13 protein-coding genes are annotated in these 15,590 nt (G+C 40.4%); 10 read left to right on the plus strand and 3 right to left on the minus strand.

Features of this window, described 5'->3' with window-relative positions:
* The first annotated feature begins 5 nt into the window (after positions 1 to 5).
* From H7N67_RS00805 to H7N67_RS00820, 4 genes are read left to right on the plus strand one after another with little or no spacing between them, the layout of a single operon-like run.
* Positions 6 to 413, plus strand: coding sequence for a hypothetical protein (locus H7N67_RS00805; protein WP_187938733.1), 408 nt, complete (start codon positions 6 to 8; stop codon positions 411 to 413).
* A 2-nt stretch (positions 414 to 415) separates the two neighbouring features.
* On the plus strand, positions 416 to 1,684 hold the full coding sequence (gene murA, locus H7N67_RS00810) for a UDP-N-acetylglucosamine 1-carboxyvinyltransferase (RefSeq protein WP_187938734.1): 1,269 nt from the start codon (positions 416 to 418) through the stop codon (positions 1,682 to 1,684).
* 57 nt (positions 1,685 to 1,741) lie between these two features.
* A complete protein-coding gene (gene aspA, locus H7N67_RS00815) occupies positions 1,742 to 3,148 on the plus strand; it encodes an aspartate ammonia-lyase (RefSeq protein WP_001217509.1) in 1,407 nt (468 codons plus the stop codon).
* A 44-nt stretch (positions 3,149 to 3,192) separates the two neighbouring features.
* Positions 3,193 to 3,783 (plus strand): uracil-DNA glycosylase family protein, encoded by a 591-nt coding sequence (locus H7N67_RS00820; protein ID WP_187938779.1) that lies wholly within the window; start codon positions 3,193 to 3,195, stop codon positions 3,781 to 3,783.
* Between the two features lie 8 nt (positions 3,784 to 3,791).
* On the opposite strand, the gene H7N67_RS00825 is transcribed toward H7N67_RS00820, so the two are convergent.
* Genes H7N67_RS00825 through H7N67_RS00835 form a run of 3 tightly spaced genes read right to left on the minus strand, consistent with a single transcriptional unit; the run spans position 3,792 to position 6,360 of the window.
* The gene (locus tag H7N67_RS00825) at positions 3,792 to 5,180 is read right to left on the minus strand and encodes a glycosyltransferase family 10 domain-containing protein (protein WP_187938735.1); all 1,389 of its coding nucleotides are present in this window, start codon (positions 5,178 to 5,180) and stop codon (positions 3,792 to 3,794) included.
* A 37-nt stretch (positions 5,181 to 5,217) separates the two neighbouring features.
* Complete coding sequence (gene serB, locus H7N67_RS00830; protein WP_187938736.1) at positions 5,218 to 5,841, minus strand: phosphoserine phosphatase SerB; 624 nt, start codon at positions 5,839 to 5,841, stop codon at positions 5,218 to 5,220.
* Between the two features lie 15 nt (positions 5,842 to 5,856).
* Positions 5,857 to 6,360 carry a ferritin gene (locus tag H7N67_RS00835; RefSeq protein WP_000949189.1) on the minus strand — a complete coding sequence of 168 codons (504 nt, stop codon included), beginning with the start codon at positions 6,358 to 6,360 and terminating at the stop codon, positions 5,857 to 5,859.
* Between the two features lie 298 nt (positions 6,361 to 6,658).
* Here H7N67_RS00835 and mqnE point away from each other — a divergent pair, with 298 nt between their 5' ends.
* Genes mqnE through H7N67_RS00865 form a run of 6 tightly spaced genes read left to right on the plus strand, consistent with a single transcriptional unit; the run spans position 6,659 to position 15,585 of the window.
* A complete protein-coding gene (mqnE, locus tag H7N67_RS00840; protein WP_187938737.1) occupies positions 6,659 to 7,741 on the plus strand; it encodes an aminofutalosine synthase MqnE in 1,083 nt (360 codons plus the stop codon).
* A 37-nt stretch (positions 7,742 to 7,778) separates the two neighbouring features.
* Positions 7,779 to 10,544 carry an outer membrane protein assembly factor BamA gene (gene bamA, locus H7N67_RS00845; protein WP_187938738.1) on the plus strand — a complete coding sequence of 922 codons (2,766 nt, stop codon included), beginning with the start codon at positions 7,779 to 7,781 and terminating at the stop codon, positions 10,542 to 10,544.
* A 1-nt stretch (position 10,545) separates the two neighbouring features.
* Positions 10,546 to 11,607 carry a dehypoxanthine futalosine cyclase gene (locus H7N67_RS00850; protein ID WP_001876133.1) on the plus strand — a complete coding sequence of 354 codons (1,062 nt, stop codon included), beginning with the start codon at positions 10,546 to 10,548 and terminating at the stop codon, positions 11,605 to 11,607.
* A gap of 5 nt (positions 11,608 to 11,612) precedes the next feature.
* Positions 11,613 to 12,914: a M16 family metallopeptidase gene (locus tag H7N67_RS00855; RefSeq protein ID WP_187938739.1), complete on the plus strand. Its 1,302-nt coding sequence runs from the start codon at positions 11,613 to 11,615 to the stop codon at positions 12,912 to 12,914.
* The gene (gene gatB, locus H7N67_RS00860) at positions 12,914 to 14,338 is read left to right on the plus strand and encodes an Asp-tRNA(Asn)/Glu-tRNA(Gln) amidotransferase subunit GatB (protein ID WP_187938740.1); all 1,425 of its coding nucleotides are present in this window, start codon (positions 12,914 to 12,916) and stop codon (positions 14,336 to 14,338) included. Before H7N67_RS00855 ends, gatB begins: the two co-directional genes overlap by 1 nt.
* Positions 14,338 to 15,585, plus strand: a complete 1,248-nt coding sequence (locus tag H7N67_RS00865; RefSeq protein ID WP_187938741.1) for a SurA N-terminal domain-containing protein — start codon at positions 14,338 to 14,340, stop codon at positions 15,583 to 15,585. Before gatB ends, H7N67_RS00865 begins: the two co-directional genes overlap by 1 nt.
* The last annotated feature ends 5 nt before the right edge of the window (positions 15,586 to 15,590 follow it).

The following is a 15,590-nucleotide window of genomic DNA, read 5'->3' on the forward strand; positions in this document are numbered from 1 at the left end:
TCAACATGGGCAATTTGACTTATTACGCTTGCATGTATTTGATCCTTTTTGTATGTTTGATCCCTGTGTTTTTAGGGGGGCTTGTTTGGAGGCTTACTCGCCCCCCTTTAAAGCAAAATATTCCTAATAAAAGCCTTTCTTTGGAAAATTTAAACGAACAAATCAAAAACCTTCAAAGCGTGCCAGCTTTAGAAAAACTGAAAAACCGCTTCAATGAGCGTTTTAAAATCTGCCCTAAAGACAAAGAAACTCTGTGGCTAGAAACGATCCAAAAATTAGTCGCTTCAGAATTTTTTGAATTAGAAGACGCTATTAATTTTGGGCAAGAATTAGAAAACGCTAACCCTAATTACCGACAAAAAATCGCTAACGCTACCGGCTTAGCCCTTAAGAATAAAAAAGAAAAAGGATAGAATTGGATTTTTTAGAGATTGTAGGACAAGTCCCTTTAAAAGGGGGGGTAGAAATTTCAGGGGCGAAAAACTCTGCGCTCCCCATTTTAGCCGCCACGCTTTTAAGCCGCCAAGAAGTCAAAATCAAATTCTTGCCCCAAGTGGTGGATATAAAGGCGATGGCGTTATTGTTGCAAAATTTAGGTGCAGAATTAGAATGGCTTAACCCACATACGCTTCAAATCAGCGCTAAATCCCTGAGCCACACCGAAGCCACTTACGATTTGGTGCGTAAAATGCGCGCTTCTATTTTGGTTTTAGGCCCACTATTAGCGCGCTTTAAAGAATGCTTGGTGAGTTTGCCCGGTGGGTGCGCTATAGGAGCAAGGCCAGTGGATTTACACTTAAAAGCGATGCAACAATTAGGGGCTGAAATCAAAATTGAGCAAGGCTATATCCATGCAAAAGCCCCTAAAGGCTTGAAAGGGAATGATATTTTATTTGATAAAATCAGCGTTACAGGCACAGAAAACGCCCTCATGGCAGCAAGCTTAGCTAAAGGGATCACGCGCATCATTAACGCCGCTAAAGAGCCAGAAATCGCTCAATTGTGCATGTTTTTACAGAGTGGGGGGGTAGAAATTGAGGGCGTTGGCAGCAGTGAGCTAAAGATTAGGGGGGTAGAAAATGACGCTTTGAATTTAAAAGACATTCAAATCATACCCGATAGGATTGAAGCAGGCACTTATTTGTGCGTGGGGGCTATCACTAACAACCAGCTTAAAATCAATCGTATCATCCCTAACCACCTTCAAGCGATCACGGACAAGCTCATAGAAATTGGTTTTTCGCTAGATATTCAAGAAAATTCTATAGAAATTTATCCGGCCAAAAAACGCCAAGCCTTTGAAATCACCACGAAAGAATACCCAGGCTTTCCCACAGACATGCAAGCGCAATTCATGGCGTTAGCCACGCAGTGTTTGGGGACTAGTATCATTGAAGAAACGCTTTTTGAAAACCGCTTCATGCATGCAAGCGAGTTGCAACGCTTGGGGGCTAATATCAGCCTAAAAACAAATGTGGCTACCATTAGCGGATCCACAGAGCTTACCGGAAGCGATGTGATGGCGACCGATTTAAGGGCTTCTTCGGCTCTCATTTTAGCCGCCTTAGTGGCTAAGGGCGTGAGTAGGGTGCATAGGATTTACCACTTGGATAGGGGTTATGAGAGATTAGAGGATAAAATCAACGCTTTAGGGGCAAAAGTTGCGCGCTTAAAAGAAAAATAATCCAAGATTTGGTTACAATAGCTAGAATATTTTTCAATTATTACACAAGGAGCTTTTATGCGTATTGAGCATGATTTCATTGGGCAAATGGAAATTAGCGACGAGGTTTATTATGGGATCCAGACTTTAAGAGCGAGTGAAAATTTTTTCATCACCAACGACAAGCTTTGCAGTTATCCTGTTTTTATCAAATCTTTCGCTCAAGTCAAAAAAGCGGCTGCTTTAGCGAACGCGCAATTAGGCTTGATTGATGAAAAGCTTAAAATTGCGATTTGCCATGCGTGCGATTTGTTGGTTGATGGCAAATACCATGATCAATTCATTGTGGATATGATTCAAGGGGGGGCTGGCACAAGCACGAACATGAACATGAATGAAGTGATTGCTAATTTGGCTTTAGAATACATGGGGCATCAAAAGGGCGAGTATCAATTTTGCCACCCAAACGACCATGTCAACCGCTCTCAATCCACTAATGACGCCTATCCTAGCGCGTTAAAAATTGCGATTTATGAGCGCTTGAGCAATTTAGTCGCTCCCATGAAGGCTTTAAGGGACGCTTTCGCTCAAAAAGCTAAGGAATTTTCCCATGTGATTAAAATGGGGCGCACCCAGCTTCAAGACGCTGTGCCTATGACTTTAGGCCAAGAGTTTGAAACTTATGCGTTGATGGTTGATAGGGATATTGAGCAGGTTTTAGACGCTAGGAATTGGGTAAGAGAGCTTAATTTAGGCGGCACGGCCATTGGCACAGGGATCAATTCGCACCCGGATTATCGCAGTCTGATTGAAAAGAAAATCCAAGAAGTAACGGGCCGCCCCTTTGTCATGGCTAATAACTTGATAGAAGCCACTCAAAGCACGGGGGCGTATGTGCAAGTGAGTGGGGTGTTAAAGCGTATTGCGGTGAAACTTTCTAAGGTTTGTAACGATTTGAGGCTACTCAGCTCAGGCCCTAGAGCCGGGTTGAATGAAATCAATTTGCCTAAAATGCAGCCGGGCAGCTCTATTATGCCCGGTAAAGTCAATCCGGTGATCCCTGAAGTGGTCAATCAGGTGTGCTTTGCGGTGATTGGGAACGATTTGAGCGTGGCGTTAGCCGCAGAAGGAGGGCAATTGCAACTCAATGTGTTTGAGCCGGTTATCGCTTACAAGCTTTTCCATTCCTTTGTGATTTTAGGGCGTGCGATTGAAACTTTGACGACTAAATGCGTGGAAGGCATCACGGCTAATGAAAAGATTTGCCACGATTATGTTTTTAACAGCATTGGCATTGTTACCGCGCTAAACCCTCATATCGGCTATGAAAAATCTGCTATGATCGCCAAAGAAGCCTTAAAAAGCGATCGTTCTATCTATGACATCGCTTTAGAAAAGAAAATCTTAACTAAAGAGCAACTGGACGATATTTTCAAGCCAGAAAACATGCTAAGCCCTCACGCTTTCAAAAAGCATAAAGATTAAACGCTTTGCAACTTTCACGCCTCCAAACTTTACGCTCCCTTTATATGGAGCGTCTTTTGGGCGAAACTTACACCAATACCAGCCTTACCAAGCCCCAAAATAAGCCCCTTAACAAACAAGTTCATGAGGGTATAGAAAATTGCAATCTGTGCAAACGCCATCAACATTCAAAACCGGTGATCGGACTTTTTAACCCCACTTCCAAGCTCGCTTTTATCACGCTCACCCCCATGTTGGATAGCCAATTACATTTCTTAAACAATTTAAAAGCAGCCATGTTAGAGAGCATTATCCAAAAGGTTTTTAACTACCCCTTAAAAGATTGCAGTATTTTATCGCTCCTTAAATGCGACTCTAACAGCCTCAATTTAGAAGAAGAAATCAACGCATGCCTGCCCCATTTGATCTGGCAATTAGACAACAGCGCTTCAAAAGTCATTGTGGTATTTGGCGAGATTTTGCCCAAACGCCTTTTAAACCTTTCTAAAGAAGAATCCTTTGGGCGCATCGTGTCTTTAAAAACCAAACATTTTTTAAGCACCCATGCTTTAGAGAACATGCTCAAAAACCCCACACTCAAAAAAGAAGCGTTAGTGCATTTTAAAATAGCGCTCCAATTTCTCAATCAGTCTTAAAATACGCCTTATTTTTTAACCCATCTCCTTATGGCACGCAACAAAGGTAAGGATTTTTGATAAGCTTTGCGATAGATTTTAAAAGTGGTGTTTTGAGAGAGTTCTAATAAAGGTGAAGCGTTTTGTAAAAGGCGCTCATAATTAACCCTCAAATCATCATAATTAACCCTCAAATTATCATAATTAACCCTCAAATCATCATAATTAACCCTCAAATCATCATAATTAACCCTCAAATTATCATAATTAACCCTCAAATCATCATAATTAACCCTCAAATCATCATAATTAACCCTCAAATTATCAATAGATACTAAAGGCTCATTCAAATCACGATAGAAAATGAAAGGGTTATTATGATAGATCGTGTCGTTTTCTAAAATCGTTTTAAAAAAATCTAGGATTTTTTTAAAACTCAAATCTTGGTAAAAGTAAGCTTTCCCATCAATTTCATTTAAAGGGTTTTCATAGAGCATGTCTAAATAGGCGTTTGGGTGCGTGTGCAAGTATTTCACGTAATCAATCGCTTCATCAAAGTTTTTAAAATCACAAACGTTCACAAAACTCTTAGGGTTAAAATCTTTCGCCACGCTAGGACTCCCCCAATAAATGGGAATGGTATGGCTGAAATAAGCGTCAATGATTTTTTCAGTCACATAACCATAGCCTTGAGTGTTTTCAAAACACAGGTTGAATTTGTATTGGCTTAAAAACTCGCTCTTGTTTTTGACGTTATAGCCTAAAGTGTTTTTCACGCTCCCTCCCCCAGTAACTGGCTCAATAGCGTTTAAAGCGTCATAGAAAGCGTTCCTTATAGGAGCGTTAGGGTTGCTTGCGACAAAGCTCGCAAACCCTCTTTTCAAAGGATCGCTCTCATTATTCACTACTGCGCATAAATGGGGGTGGTTTTCTTTAAAATGATGGGAGGGCTTTTTTAAAGTATAAAGGCTGTCAGATTTGAGTTTGTAGGGTGCGGTGGTGTCATTCACGCTCTCGGCTTTATGGTGTAGTCTATCATAATATAAAGGCATTCTCAAATAACGATCTCTAAAGTCCAATTCATCAAAGCCTATGGCGTAATCAAAGAGGTTGAAATTAGGGACTTCGTTTTCACCGGTGTAAAACACTCTTTTAGTGTTTTGATAGGATAGGATTTTTCTGGCTGATCCAATAGGACTGCCAAAGACGAGATCGGAGGGTTCGTTGGGGTTTTGGTGGAGGGTGATTTTGTAGCGTTGGCTTAAGATGAAATATAAAATAAATTTTTTTCTAAACCCTTTGCTTTCTCTTTTATCCAAAGGCCACCAATTGGCTAGGGCTGCATTTAATGGGGGCTTATGGGTTGTCTCTTCTATTTGGGTGCTGTCTATATAAGCGTCTAATAGGGGCTGAAACATGGTTATCCTTTTAAAGGAATTTTACAAAAAAATTTTTTTAAATCAAAGGCTTGATTAGGGCTAGATTAGGCTCATTGATGCAATGCGTGGCGTGCTGTTTTAAAATTTCTTTAGCGTTGAAAGCGATTTTGATATGGGCATGTTTGAACATGCTCAAGTCATTCGCTCCATCGCCCACGACTAAAGTGTTCGTTTTACTGATATTCAACAAGCGTTGCAAAGCGAGGAGCATTTCGCCTTTAGAGTGTGAAAACATCATATGCCCGGTAACCAAGCCGTTTAAGGCGTTATTTTCCACGATCAGCGTGTTACTGAAAGCCGCATCTAAATGCAATAAATCCCTGTAATGATTCGTCGCTAGATCAAAGCCTCCGCTAAAGCAAACCACTTTGTAATTTTTCTCTTTTAAAGCGCTAATGAGATCAAACGCCCCATCAAATAAAGGCAGACTTTCACAAACTTCTTTGGCTAGTTTTAAGGGCATGTTTTTGAGTTTAGAAACCCTTAAAATAAGACTTTTATGAAAATCTGTCTCGCCATTCATGGCTTGCGAAGTGATTGTTTTCACTTCATCAAAAACCCCCCACGCCCTCGCTAAAGACTCAATCGTCTCAGCATTGACTAGCGTGGAGTCAAAATCAAAAACGGCTAGTTTTTGCACTCAATGACCCTAAAATTAAGATTTCCTGCTTTTAGCGATCCCTTTGACATACTGATCAGCCAAATACAAGCCATGGTTTTCATTACCAATCAACTCAATTTTATCCAAAATATCCTTGAAAAGCACTTCTTCTTCATGCTGTTCAGACACATACCATTGCAAGAAATTGAAAGTCGCATGATCTTTGCCTTTTATGGCGTGATCGACGATATTATTAATAGACTCGCTGATGTGTTGCTCATGTTCATAGGCTTTTTGGAAAATTTGAGTCAAACCTTCAAACTTATGCTCAGGTGCGCTGATGCTAGTCAATTGCACAGGCACATTGTTTTCATTCAAGAAGATGATGAGCTTTTTAGCATGCTCGTATTCTTCAGCCGCATGGTCAAACAAGAAAAGCCCTGCGCCATCTAAGCTATGGGTATAGCACCAAGAACTCATGCTCATATACAAGTTGGAAGAGTTCATTTCCTTATTCACTTGTTCGTTTAGCAACTTAATGATGTCTTTTGATAACATAGTATCTCCTTTGTGTTGGTTTAAGTTGTCCCATAATTATAGCATAAATGATAATGAAAAAGTAAACAAGAGTATGAAAATTTTTAAAAATTTATAAAAATGAGAAAGAACACCGGCTAATGGCTTGATAAAGCTTAGATTTTATCATAAAAATCTATTTAATGAGAATTAGGTAAAAAAAGGGGTTGGTATCAATAGGGAGGGATTAAAAGGGATATTTTTATATAATATATAAAAAGCATTCTTCAATCTAAAAATGCTACAATGTTTATCTTTAAAATGAAAGGGCAATTTAACCATGGACTTTTTAGAAAAAGTATTAGATAATCAAGTTACTGAAAGTAAAGAATTAGTGAAGCTTTATGATTATGATTTATACACGCTAGGGGAAGTAGCGGATCACATGCGCCAAAACATGCACCAAAAAATCGTGTATTTTAATGTCAATAGGCATTTAAACCCCAGTAATATTTGCGCGGACGCTTGCAAATTTTGCGCTTTTTCAGCCCACAGAAAAAACCCTAACCCTTATGAAATGAGCTTAGAAGAAATCCTAGAAAAGGTTAAAAATTCCTACAACAAGGGGATTAAAGAAGTCCATATCGTGAGCGCTCATAACCCTAATTACTCTTATGAGTGGTATTTAAAAGTGTTTGAAACCATCAAACAAGAAATGCCTAACTTACACCTAAAAGCCATGACCGCCGCAGAAGTGCATTTTTTAAGCGTTAAATTCAACAAACCTTTTGAATTGGTGCTAGAAGACATGCTCAAAGCCGGGGTAGATTCCATGCCTGGTGGGGGGGCGGAGATTTTTGATGAAGAAGTTAGGCGTAAAATCTGTAGTGGTAAGGTGGGCTCTTCTCGGTGGTTAGAAATCCATGCTTATTGGCACAAATTAGGCAAAATGAGTAACGCTACCATGCTTTTTGGGCATATTGAAGATAAAATCCATCGCATCGATCACATGTTAAGGATCAAAAAAACTCAAAGCCCTAAAAATAAAGTAGAAAATAAAGAGGGGGGCTTTAACGCTTTTATCCCCTTGTTGTATCAAAAAGAAAACAATTATTTGAAAGTGGAAAAATCCCCTAGCGCGATAGAAATCTTAAAAACCATCGCTATATCTCGCATTCTTTTAAACAATATCCCCCACATTAAAGCCTATTGGGCGACTTTGGGCTTGAATTTGGCTTTAGTGGCTCAAGAATTTGGCGCTAACGATTTAGACGGCACGATAGAAATAGAGAGCATTCAAAGCGCGGCAGGCGCGAAGAGCCGGCATGGTTTAGAAAAAGAAGATTTGGTATTTAAAATCAAGGACGCTGGTTTTGTTGCGGTAGAAAGGGATAGTTTGTATAATTTTATACAAAAATTTTAATAATTTTTAGCGTTTTTAAGAATGATTAGTTATAATAATGCTACTAACAACACTCAAGCTAAAATCTATTAAGGAAATCAGTATTAAAAAATTTATTCTATCCTCTCTTGTTTTCGCATGTATCAATACCAGCGTTGAAGCTTTAGAAAATGACGGCTCTAAACCAAACGATTTGACTCCACCAAAAGAAGCCTCTCAAGAAGCTCCAAAAAATGAAGCTCTAAAAGAAACTTCTCAATCCAATCAAACGCCTAAAGAAATGAAAGTCAAATCCATTTCTTATGTCGGGCTTTCTTACATGTCTGACATGCTCGCTAATGAAATTGTAAAGATTCGTGTGGGCGATATGGTGGATTCTAAAAAAATAGACACCGCTGTTTTGGCTTTGTTCAATCAAGGGTATTTTAAAGACGTTTATGCCACTTTTGAAAGCGGTATATTAGAGTTTCATTTTGATGAAAAAGCCAGGATTGCCGGGGTAGAAATCAAGGGTTATGGGACTGAAAAGGAAAAAGACGGCTTAAAATCCCAAATGGGGATCAAAAAGGGCGACACCTTTGATGAGCAAAAATTAGAGCATGCTAAAACGGCTTTAAAAACGGCTTTAGAAGGTCAGGGCTATTATGGGAGCGTGGTGGAGGTGCGCACCCAAAAGGTCAGTGAGGGCGCGTTATTAATCGTGTTTGATGTGAATAGGGGGGATAGTATTTATATCAAACAATCCATTTATGAGGGAAGCGCGAAATTAAAACGCCGCATGATTGAGTCTTTGAGCGCGAACAAGCAACGAGATTTCATGGGCTGGATGTGGGGCTTGAATGACGGAAAATTGCGTCTAGATCAATTAGAATACGATTCTTTGCGTATCCAAGATGTGTATATGCGTAGGGGTTATTTAGACGCTCATATTTCTTCGCCTTTTTTGAAAACGGATTTTTCTACCCATGACGCTAAGCTTCATTATAAAGTCAAAGAGGGGATCCAATACAGGATTTCAGACATTTTAATAGAGATTGACAACCCGGTAGTCCCCTTAAAAACCTTAGAAAAAGCCCTTAAAGTTAAAAGAAAAGATGTCTTTAATATTGAGCATTTAAGAGCGGATGCGCAAATTTTAAAAACCGAAATCGCCGATAAGGGTTATGCGTTTGCGGTGGTGAAGCCAGACTTGGATAAAGATGAAAAAAACGGGCTTGTGAAAGTCATTTATCGTATTGAAGTGGGCGATATGGTGTATATCAATGATGTCATCATTTCAGGGAACCAACGCACGAGCGATAGGATCATCAGAAGGGAATTGTTACTAGGGCCTAAAGATAAATACAACTTGACCAAACTGAGAAATTCCGAAAATTCTTTAAGGCGTTTAGGGTTTTTCTCTAAAGTCAAAATTGAAGAAAAAAGAGTTAATAGCTCGCTTATGGATTTGTTAGTGAGCGTAGAAGAGGGGCGCACTGGGCAGTTGCAATTTGGGTTAGGTTATGGCTCTTATGGAGGGCTTATGCTTAATGGGAGCGTGAGCGAAAGAAACCTTTTTGGAACCGGCCAAAGCATGAGCTTGTATGCTAACATCGCTACAGGGGGGGGTAGATCTTATCCGGGCATGCCAAGAGGAGCGGGGCGTATGTTTGCCGGGAATTTGAGCTTGACTAATCCAAGGATTTTTGATAGCTGGTATAGCTCTACGATCAATCTTTATGCGGATTACAGGATAAGCTACCAATACATCCAACAAGGCGGAGGCTTTGGGGTGAATGTCGGGCGCATGCTGGGTAACAGAACCCATGTGAGCTTAGGGTATAACTTGAATGTTACCAAGCTCCTTGGTTTCAGCAGCCCCTTATACAACCGCTACTATTCCTCTGTGAATGAAGTGGTCTCTCCAAGGCAATGTTCCACACCCGCATCGGTGATTATCAACCGCTTATCAGGCGGTAGAACTCCATTGGTCCCTGAAAGCTGTTCTAGTCCTGGAGCGATCACCACTTCACCAGAAATAAAAGGTATTTGGGATAGGGATTATCATACGCCTATTACCAGCTCTTTCACTCTTGATGTGAGTTATGACAACACTGATGATTATTATTTCCCTAGAAATGGGGTTATCTTTAGCTCTTATGCGACGATGTCTGGTTTGCCAAGCTCTGGCACGCTCAATTCGTGGAACGGGTTAGGCGGGAATGTCCGTAACACTAAAGTCTATGGTAAATTCGCCGCTTACCACCATTTGCAAAAATATTTATTGATAGATTTGATCGCTCGCTTTAAAACGCAAGGGGGTTATATCTTTAGGTATAACACCGATGATTACTTGCCCTTAAACTCCACCTTCTATATGGGGGGCGTAACCACGGTGAGAGGCTTTAGGAACGGCTCAGTTACGCCTAAAGATGAGTTTGGCTTGTGGCTTGGAGGCGATGGGATTTTCACCGCTTCTACTGAATTGAGCTATGGGGTGTTAAAAGCGGCTAAAATGCGTTTAGCGTGGTTTTTTGACTTTGGTTTCTTAACCTTTAAAACCCCAACTAGGGGGAGTTTCTTCTATAACGCTCCCCTCACGACAGCGAATTTTAAAGATTATGGCGTGATAGGGGCTGGGTTTGAAAGGGCGACTTGGAGGGCTTCTACAGGCTTACAGATTGAATGGATTTCGCCCATGGGGCCTTTGGTGTTGATTTTCCCTATAGCGTTTTTCAACCAATGGGGCGATGGCAATGGCAAGAAATGTAAAGGGCTATGCTTCAACCCTAACATGGACGATTACACGCAACACTTTGAATTTTCTATGGGAACAAGGTTTTAAAATGCGCATCAACAGAGAAGAAATTTTGGATTTAATGAAAAACGCGCCCTTGAAAGAATTAGGGCAAAGGGCTTTGAGGGTGAAGCAACGCTTGCACCCTGAAAACTTGACGACTTTTATTGTGGATAGGAATATCAATTACACCAATATTTGTTTTGTGGATTGCAAGTTTTGCGCGTTCAAACGCACCTTAAAAGAAAAAGACGCCTATGTGTTGAGTTATGAAGAAATTGATCAAAAGATTGAAGAATTGCTCGCTATTGGCGGCACGCAGATCCTTTTTCAAGGAGGGGTGCACCCGCAGCTCAAAATAGACTATTATGAAAATTTAGTCAGCCATATCGCCCAAAAATTCCCCACCATTACCATTCATGGTTTTAGCGCGGTTGAAATTGATTACATTTCTAAAATCTCTAAATTGTCTTTAAAAGAAGTTTTAGAAAGGTTGAAAAACGCTGGGTTAAGCTCCATTCCAGGAGCGGGAGCAGAAATATTAAGCGATAGGGTGCGCGATGTGATCGCTCCTAAAAAATTGAGCAGCGATCGGTGGATTGAAGTGCATAGAATGGCACACCTTTGCGGGATTAAAAGCACGGCTACCATGATGTTTGGGAGCGTGGATAATGAAGAAGATGTAGTGGAGCATTTACAAAGAGTGCGCGATTTGCAAGATGAAACCGGCGGCTTTAGGGCTTTTATTTTATGGAGTTTTCAGCCCAACAACACCCCCTTAAAAGAAGAAATCCCAAGCATTAAAAAAGCGAGTTCCAATCGGTATTTACGCTATTTGGCATGCAGTAGGATTTTTTTAGATAACATTCAAAACATACAAAGTTCATGGGTTACTCAAGGTTCTATGATAGGGCAGTTAGCCTTATTGTTTGGAGCGAATGATTTAGGGAGTGTGATGATGGAAGAAAATGTAGTGAAAGCGGCTGGAACGAGTTTTTGCATGAATGAAGCGGAAATGATAGAGCTTATTGAAGACATTGGGAGCGTGGCGGCTAAACGAAACACCGCCTATGAAATCTTAAAGCGTTATCCGGCTAAAGCAAAGGTATAAACAGCATGAAAAAAATTTTGATCACTTTATTATTAGGAGTTTTTATGGGGTTACAAGCGAGCGCTTTGACACACCAAGAAATCAATCAAGCTAAAGTCCCTGTGATTTATGAAGAAAACCATTTGTTGCCTATGGGGTTTATCCATTTAGCCTTTAGGGGGGGTGGGAGCTTAAGCGATAAAAACCAGTTGGGTTTGGCGAAACTATTCGCGCAAGTTTTAAACGAAGGCACTAAAGAGCTTGGCGCGGTGGGGTTTGCGCAACTTTTAGAGCAAAAAGCGATCAGTTTGAATGTGGATACTAGCGCAGAAGATTTGCAAATCACTTTAGAATTTTTAAAAGAATACGAAGATGAAGCCATTACGCGCTTAAAAGAGCTTTTAAAATCCCCTAATTTCACGCAAAACACTTTAGAAAAAGTCAAAACCCAAATGTTGGCCGCGCTTTTACAAAAAGAAAGCGACTTTGATTATTTGGCTAAATTGACTTTAAAGCAAGAACTTTTTGCTAACACCCCTTTAGCTAACGTGGCTTTAGGCACTAAAGAGAGTCTCCAAAAAATCAAGCTAGAGGATTTGAAACAGCAATTTGCTAAGGTTTTTGAGCTCAATAAGCTCGTAGTGGTGCTTGGGGGCGATTTGAAAATCGATCAAACTCTTAAGCGTTTGAATAACGCTCTTAATTTCTTGCCGCAAGGTAAAGCGTATGAAGAGCCTTATTTTGAAACGAGCGATAAAAAAAGCGAAAAAGTCCTCTATAAAGACACTGAGCAGGCTTTCGTGTATTTTGGTGCGCCCTTTAAAATCAAGGATCTAAAACAGGATTTAGCGAAATCTAAAGTCATGATGTTTGTGCTTGGGGGGGGGTTTGGCTCTCGTTTGATGGAAAAAATCAGGGTTCAAGAGGGCTTGGCTTATAGCGTGTATATCCGCTCCAATTTTTCTAAGGTCGCGCATTTTGCGAGCGGGTATTTGCAAACCAAGCTCAGCACTCAAGCTAAAAGCGTTGCTTTAGTTAAAAAAATAGTCAAAGAATTTATAGAAAAAGGCATGACGCAACAGGAATTAGACGACGCTAAAAAGTTTTTACTAGGCTCTGAGCCTTTAAGGAATGAAACGATCTCTAGCCGCTTGAACACCACTTACAATTATTTTTATTTAGGTTTGCCTTTAAATTTCAACCAAACACTCTTGGATCAAATCCAAAAAATGAGTTTGAAAGAGATCAATGATTTCATTAAAGCCCATACCGAAATCAACGACTTGACTTTTGCCATTGTGAGCAATAAAAAGAGTAAGGACAAATAATGCCATTTGAAGCTGTAATCGGGTTAGAAGTCCATGTCCAACTCAACACCAAAACCAAAATCTTTTGCTCTTGCTCTACAAGTTTTGGAGAATCCCCTAATTCTAACACCTGCCCTGTGTGTTTGGGCTTACCGGGAGCTTTGCCGGTATTGAATAAAGAAGTGGTTAAAAAAGCCATCCAATTAGGCACAGCCATTGAAGCCAACATCAACCAGTATTCCCTTTTTGCGAGGAAAAATTATTTTTACCCTGATTTGCCTAAGGCTTATCAAATCTCGCAGTTTGAAGTCCCCATTGTGAGCGATGGGAAATTAGAGATTGACGCTAAAGAGGGCGCGAAAATCGTGCGTATTGAAAGAGCCCACATGGAAGAAGACGCTGGTAAAAATATCCATGAGAGTAGCTGTTCTTTGGTGGATTTGAACCGTGCTTGCACCCCTTTATTAGAAATTGTCAGTAAGCCGGACATGAAAAATAGTGAAGAAGCCATAGCGTATTTGAAAAAGCTCCATGCCATCGTGCGTTTTATAGGGATTTCTGATGCGAACATGCAAGAGGGGAATTTCAGGTGCGATGCGAATGTGTCCATTAGGCCCAAAGGCGATGAAAAGCTTTACACGAGGGTGGAGATTAAAAACCTAAATAGCTTTAGATTCATCGCTAAAGCGATTGAATACGAGATAGAGCGCCAAAGCACAGCGTGGGAGAAGGGGCGCTATAATGAAGAGGTGGTTCAAGAAACGCGCCTTTTTGACACCGCCAAAGGGATCACCCTTTCTATGCGCAATAAAGAAGAATCGGCGGATTACCGCTATTTTAAAGATCCGGATTTGTATCCTGTTTTTATTGATGAAAAACTTTTAAAAGAAGCTCAAAAGATCAATGAATTGCCTAGCGCAAAAAAAATCCGCTACATGAAAGATTTTAACCTTAAAGAAGACGATGCGAATTTATTGGTGAGCGATCCGTTATTGGCGGAGTATTTTGAAAGCATGCTCCATCTTGGGGTTAAGGCTAAAACAAGCGTGACATGGCTTTGCGTGGAATTATTAGGGCGCTTGAAAGCCGAAACCACTTTAGAAAATTGCGGGGTTAGCGCTCATGTGTTAGGCGCTTTAGCCAAACGCATTGATGAGGGCAAGATTTCAGGTAAGAGCGCTAAAGATGTGTTAGACAGGCTTTTAGAAGAGCATGGGGGCGATGTGGATGCGCTCATTGAACAAATGGGCTTGTCTCAAGTCAATGACACAGAAGCGATTGTTAAAGTGGTAGAAGAGGTGCTTAAAAACAACGCTGATAAGGTGCTTGAATACAAAAGCGGTAAGGACAAGCTTTTTGGATTTTTTGTAGGGCAAGCGATGAAAAATCTAAAAGGCGCTAATCCTAGCGTGGTGAATGCTATTTTGAAAGAGAAATTGGGTTGATGAGGAAAATTTTTTCTTATGTTTTGAAGGCTTTGTTGTTTATTGGGATCGTTTATGCAGAGCCGGAATCTAAAGTGGAAGCCTTAGAAGGGAGGAAGCAAGAGTCTTCTTTGGATAAAAAAATCCGCCAAGAATTGAAGAATAAGGATTTGAAGAATAAAAAAGAAGAAAAGAAAAACCCCGAAGAAAAGAAAGAAATAAAAGCCAAAAGAAAGCCCAGAGCAGAAGTCCATCATGGGGATTCCAAAAATCCCGCTCAAAAAATAACGCCTTCTAAAATCAAAGAGGGCGCTAAAGGGGTTCAAAATCAAGGCACGCAAAATCAAGGCGTTCAAAATAACGCGCCAAAACTTGAAGAAAAAGAGACAACCTCTCAAACTCTTGAAAAAAATAAGGGAACAAGCCCTAGCTCTCAATTCAATTCCATTTTTGGTAATCCTAATAACGCTACCAACAACACCCTTGAAGATAAGGTCGTAGGGGGCATTTCTTTGCTCGTTAATGGCTCGCCTATCACGCTGTATCAAATCCAAGAAGAGCAAAAAAAATCTAAAGTGAGCAAAGCTCAAGCCAGGGATCGTTTGATCGCTGAGCGCATTAAAAACCAAGAAATTGAGCGCTTGAAAATCCATGTAGATGATGACAAGCTAGACCAAGAAATGGCGATGATGGCGCAACAGCAAGGCATGGATTTAGACCATTTCAAACAAATGCTTATGGCTGAGGGGCATTATAAACTCTATAGAGATCAGCTTAAGGAGCATTTAGAAATGCAAGAATTGTTGCGTAATATTTTGCTCACCAATGTGGATACTAGCTCTGAAACCAAAATGCGCGAATATTACAACAAACACAAGGAGCAATTCAGTATCCCCACAGAAATAGAAACTGTGCGCTACACTTCAACGAGTCAAGAAGATTTAGAAAGGGCTATGGCAGACCCTAATTTGGAAATTCCAGGGGTGAGTAAGGCTAATGAAAAAATAGAGATGAAAACCCTAAACCCTCAAATCGCTCAAGTCTTTATTTCGCATGAGCAAGGCTCTTTCACGCCCGTTATGAATGGGGGTGGGGGGCAGTTCATCACCTTTTATATCAAAGAAAAAAAGGGTAAAAACGAAGTGAGCTTCAGTCAGGCCAAGCAATTCATCGCCCAAAAATTAGTGGAAGAATCTAAAGATAAGATTTTAGAAGAGCATTTTGAAAAATTGCGCGTTAAGTCTAGGATTGTGATGATTAGAGAGTGATTTTT

The organism is Helicobacter pylori (assembly GCF_014498195.1).
Taxonomy (GTDB): Bacteria; Campylobacterota; Campylobacteria; order Campylobacterales; family Helicobacteraceae; genus Helicobacter; species Helicobacter pylori_DO.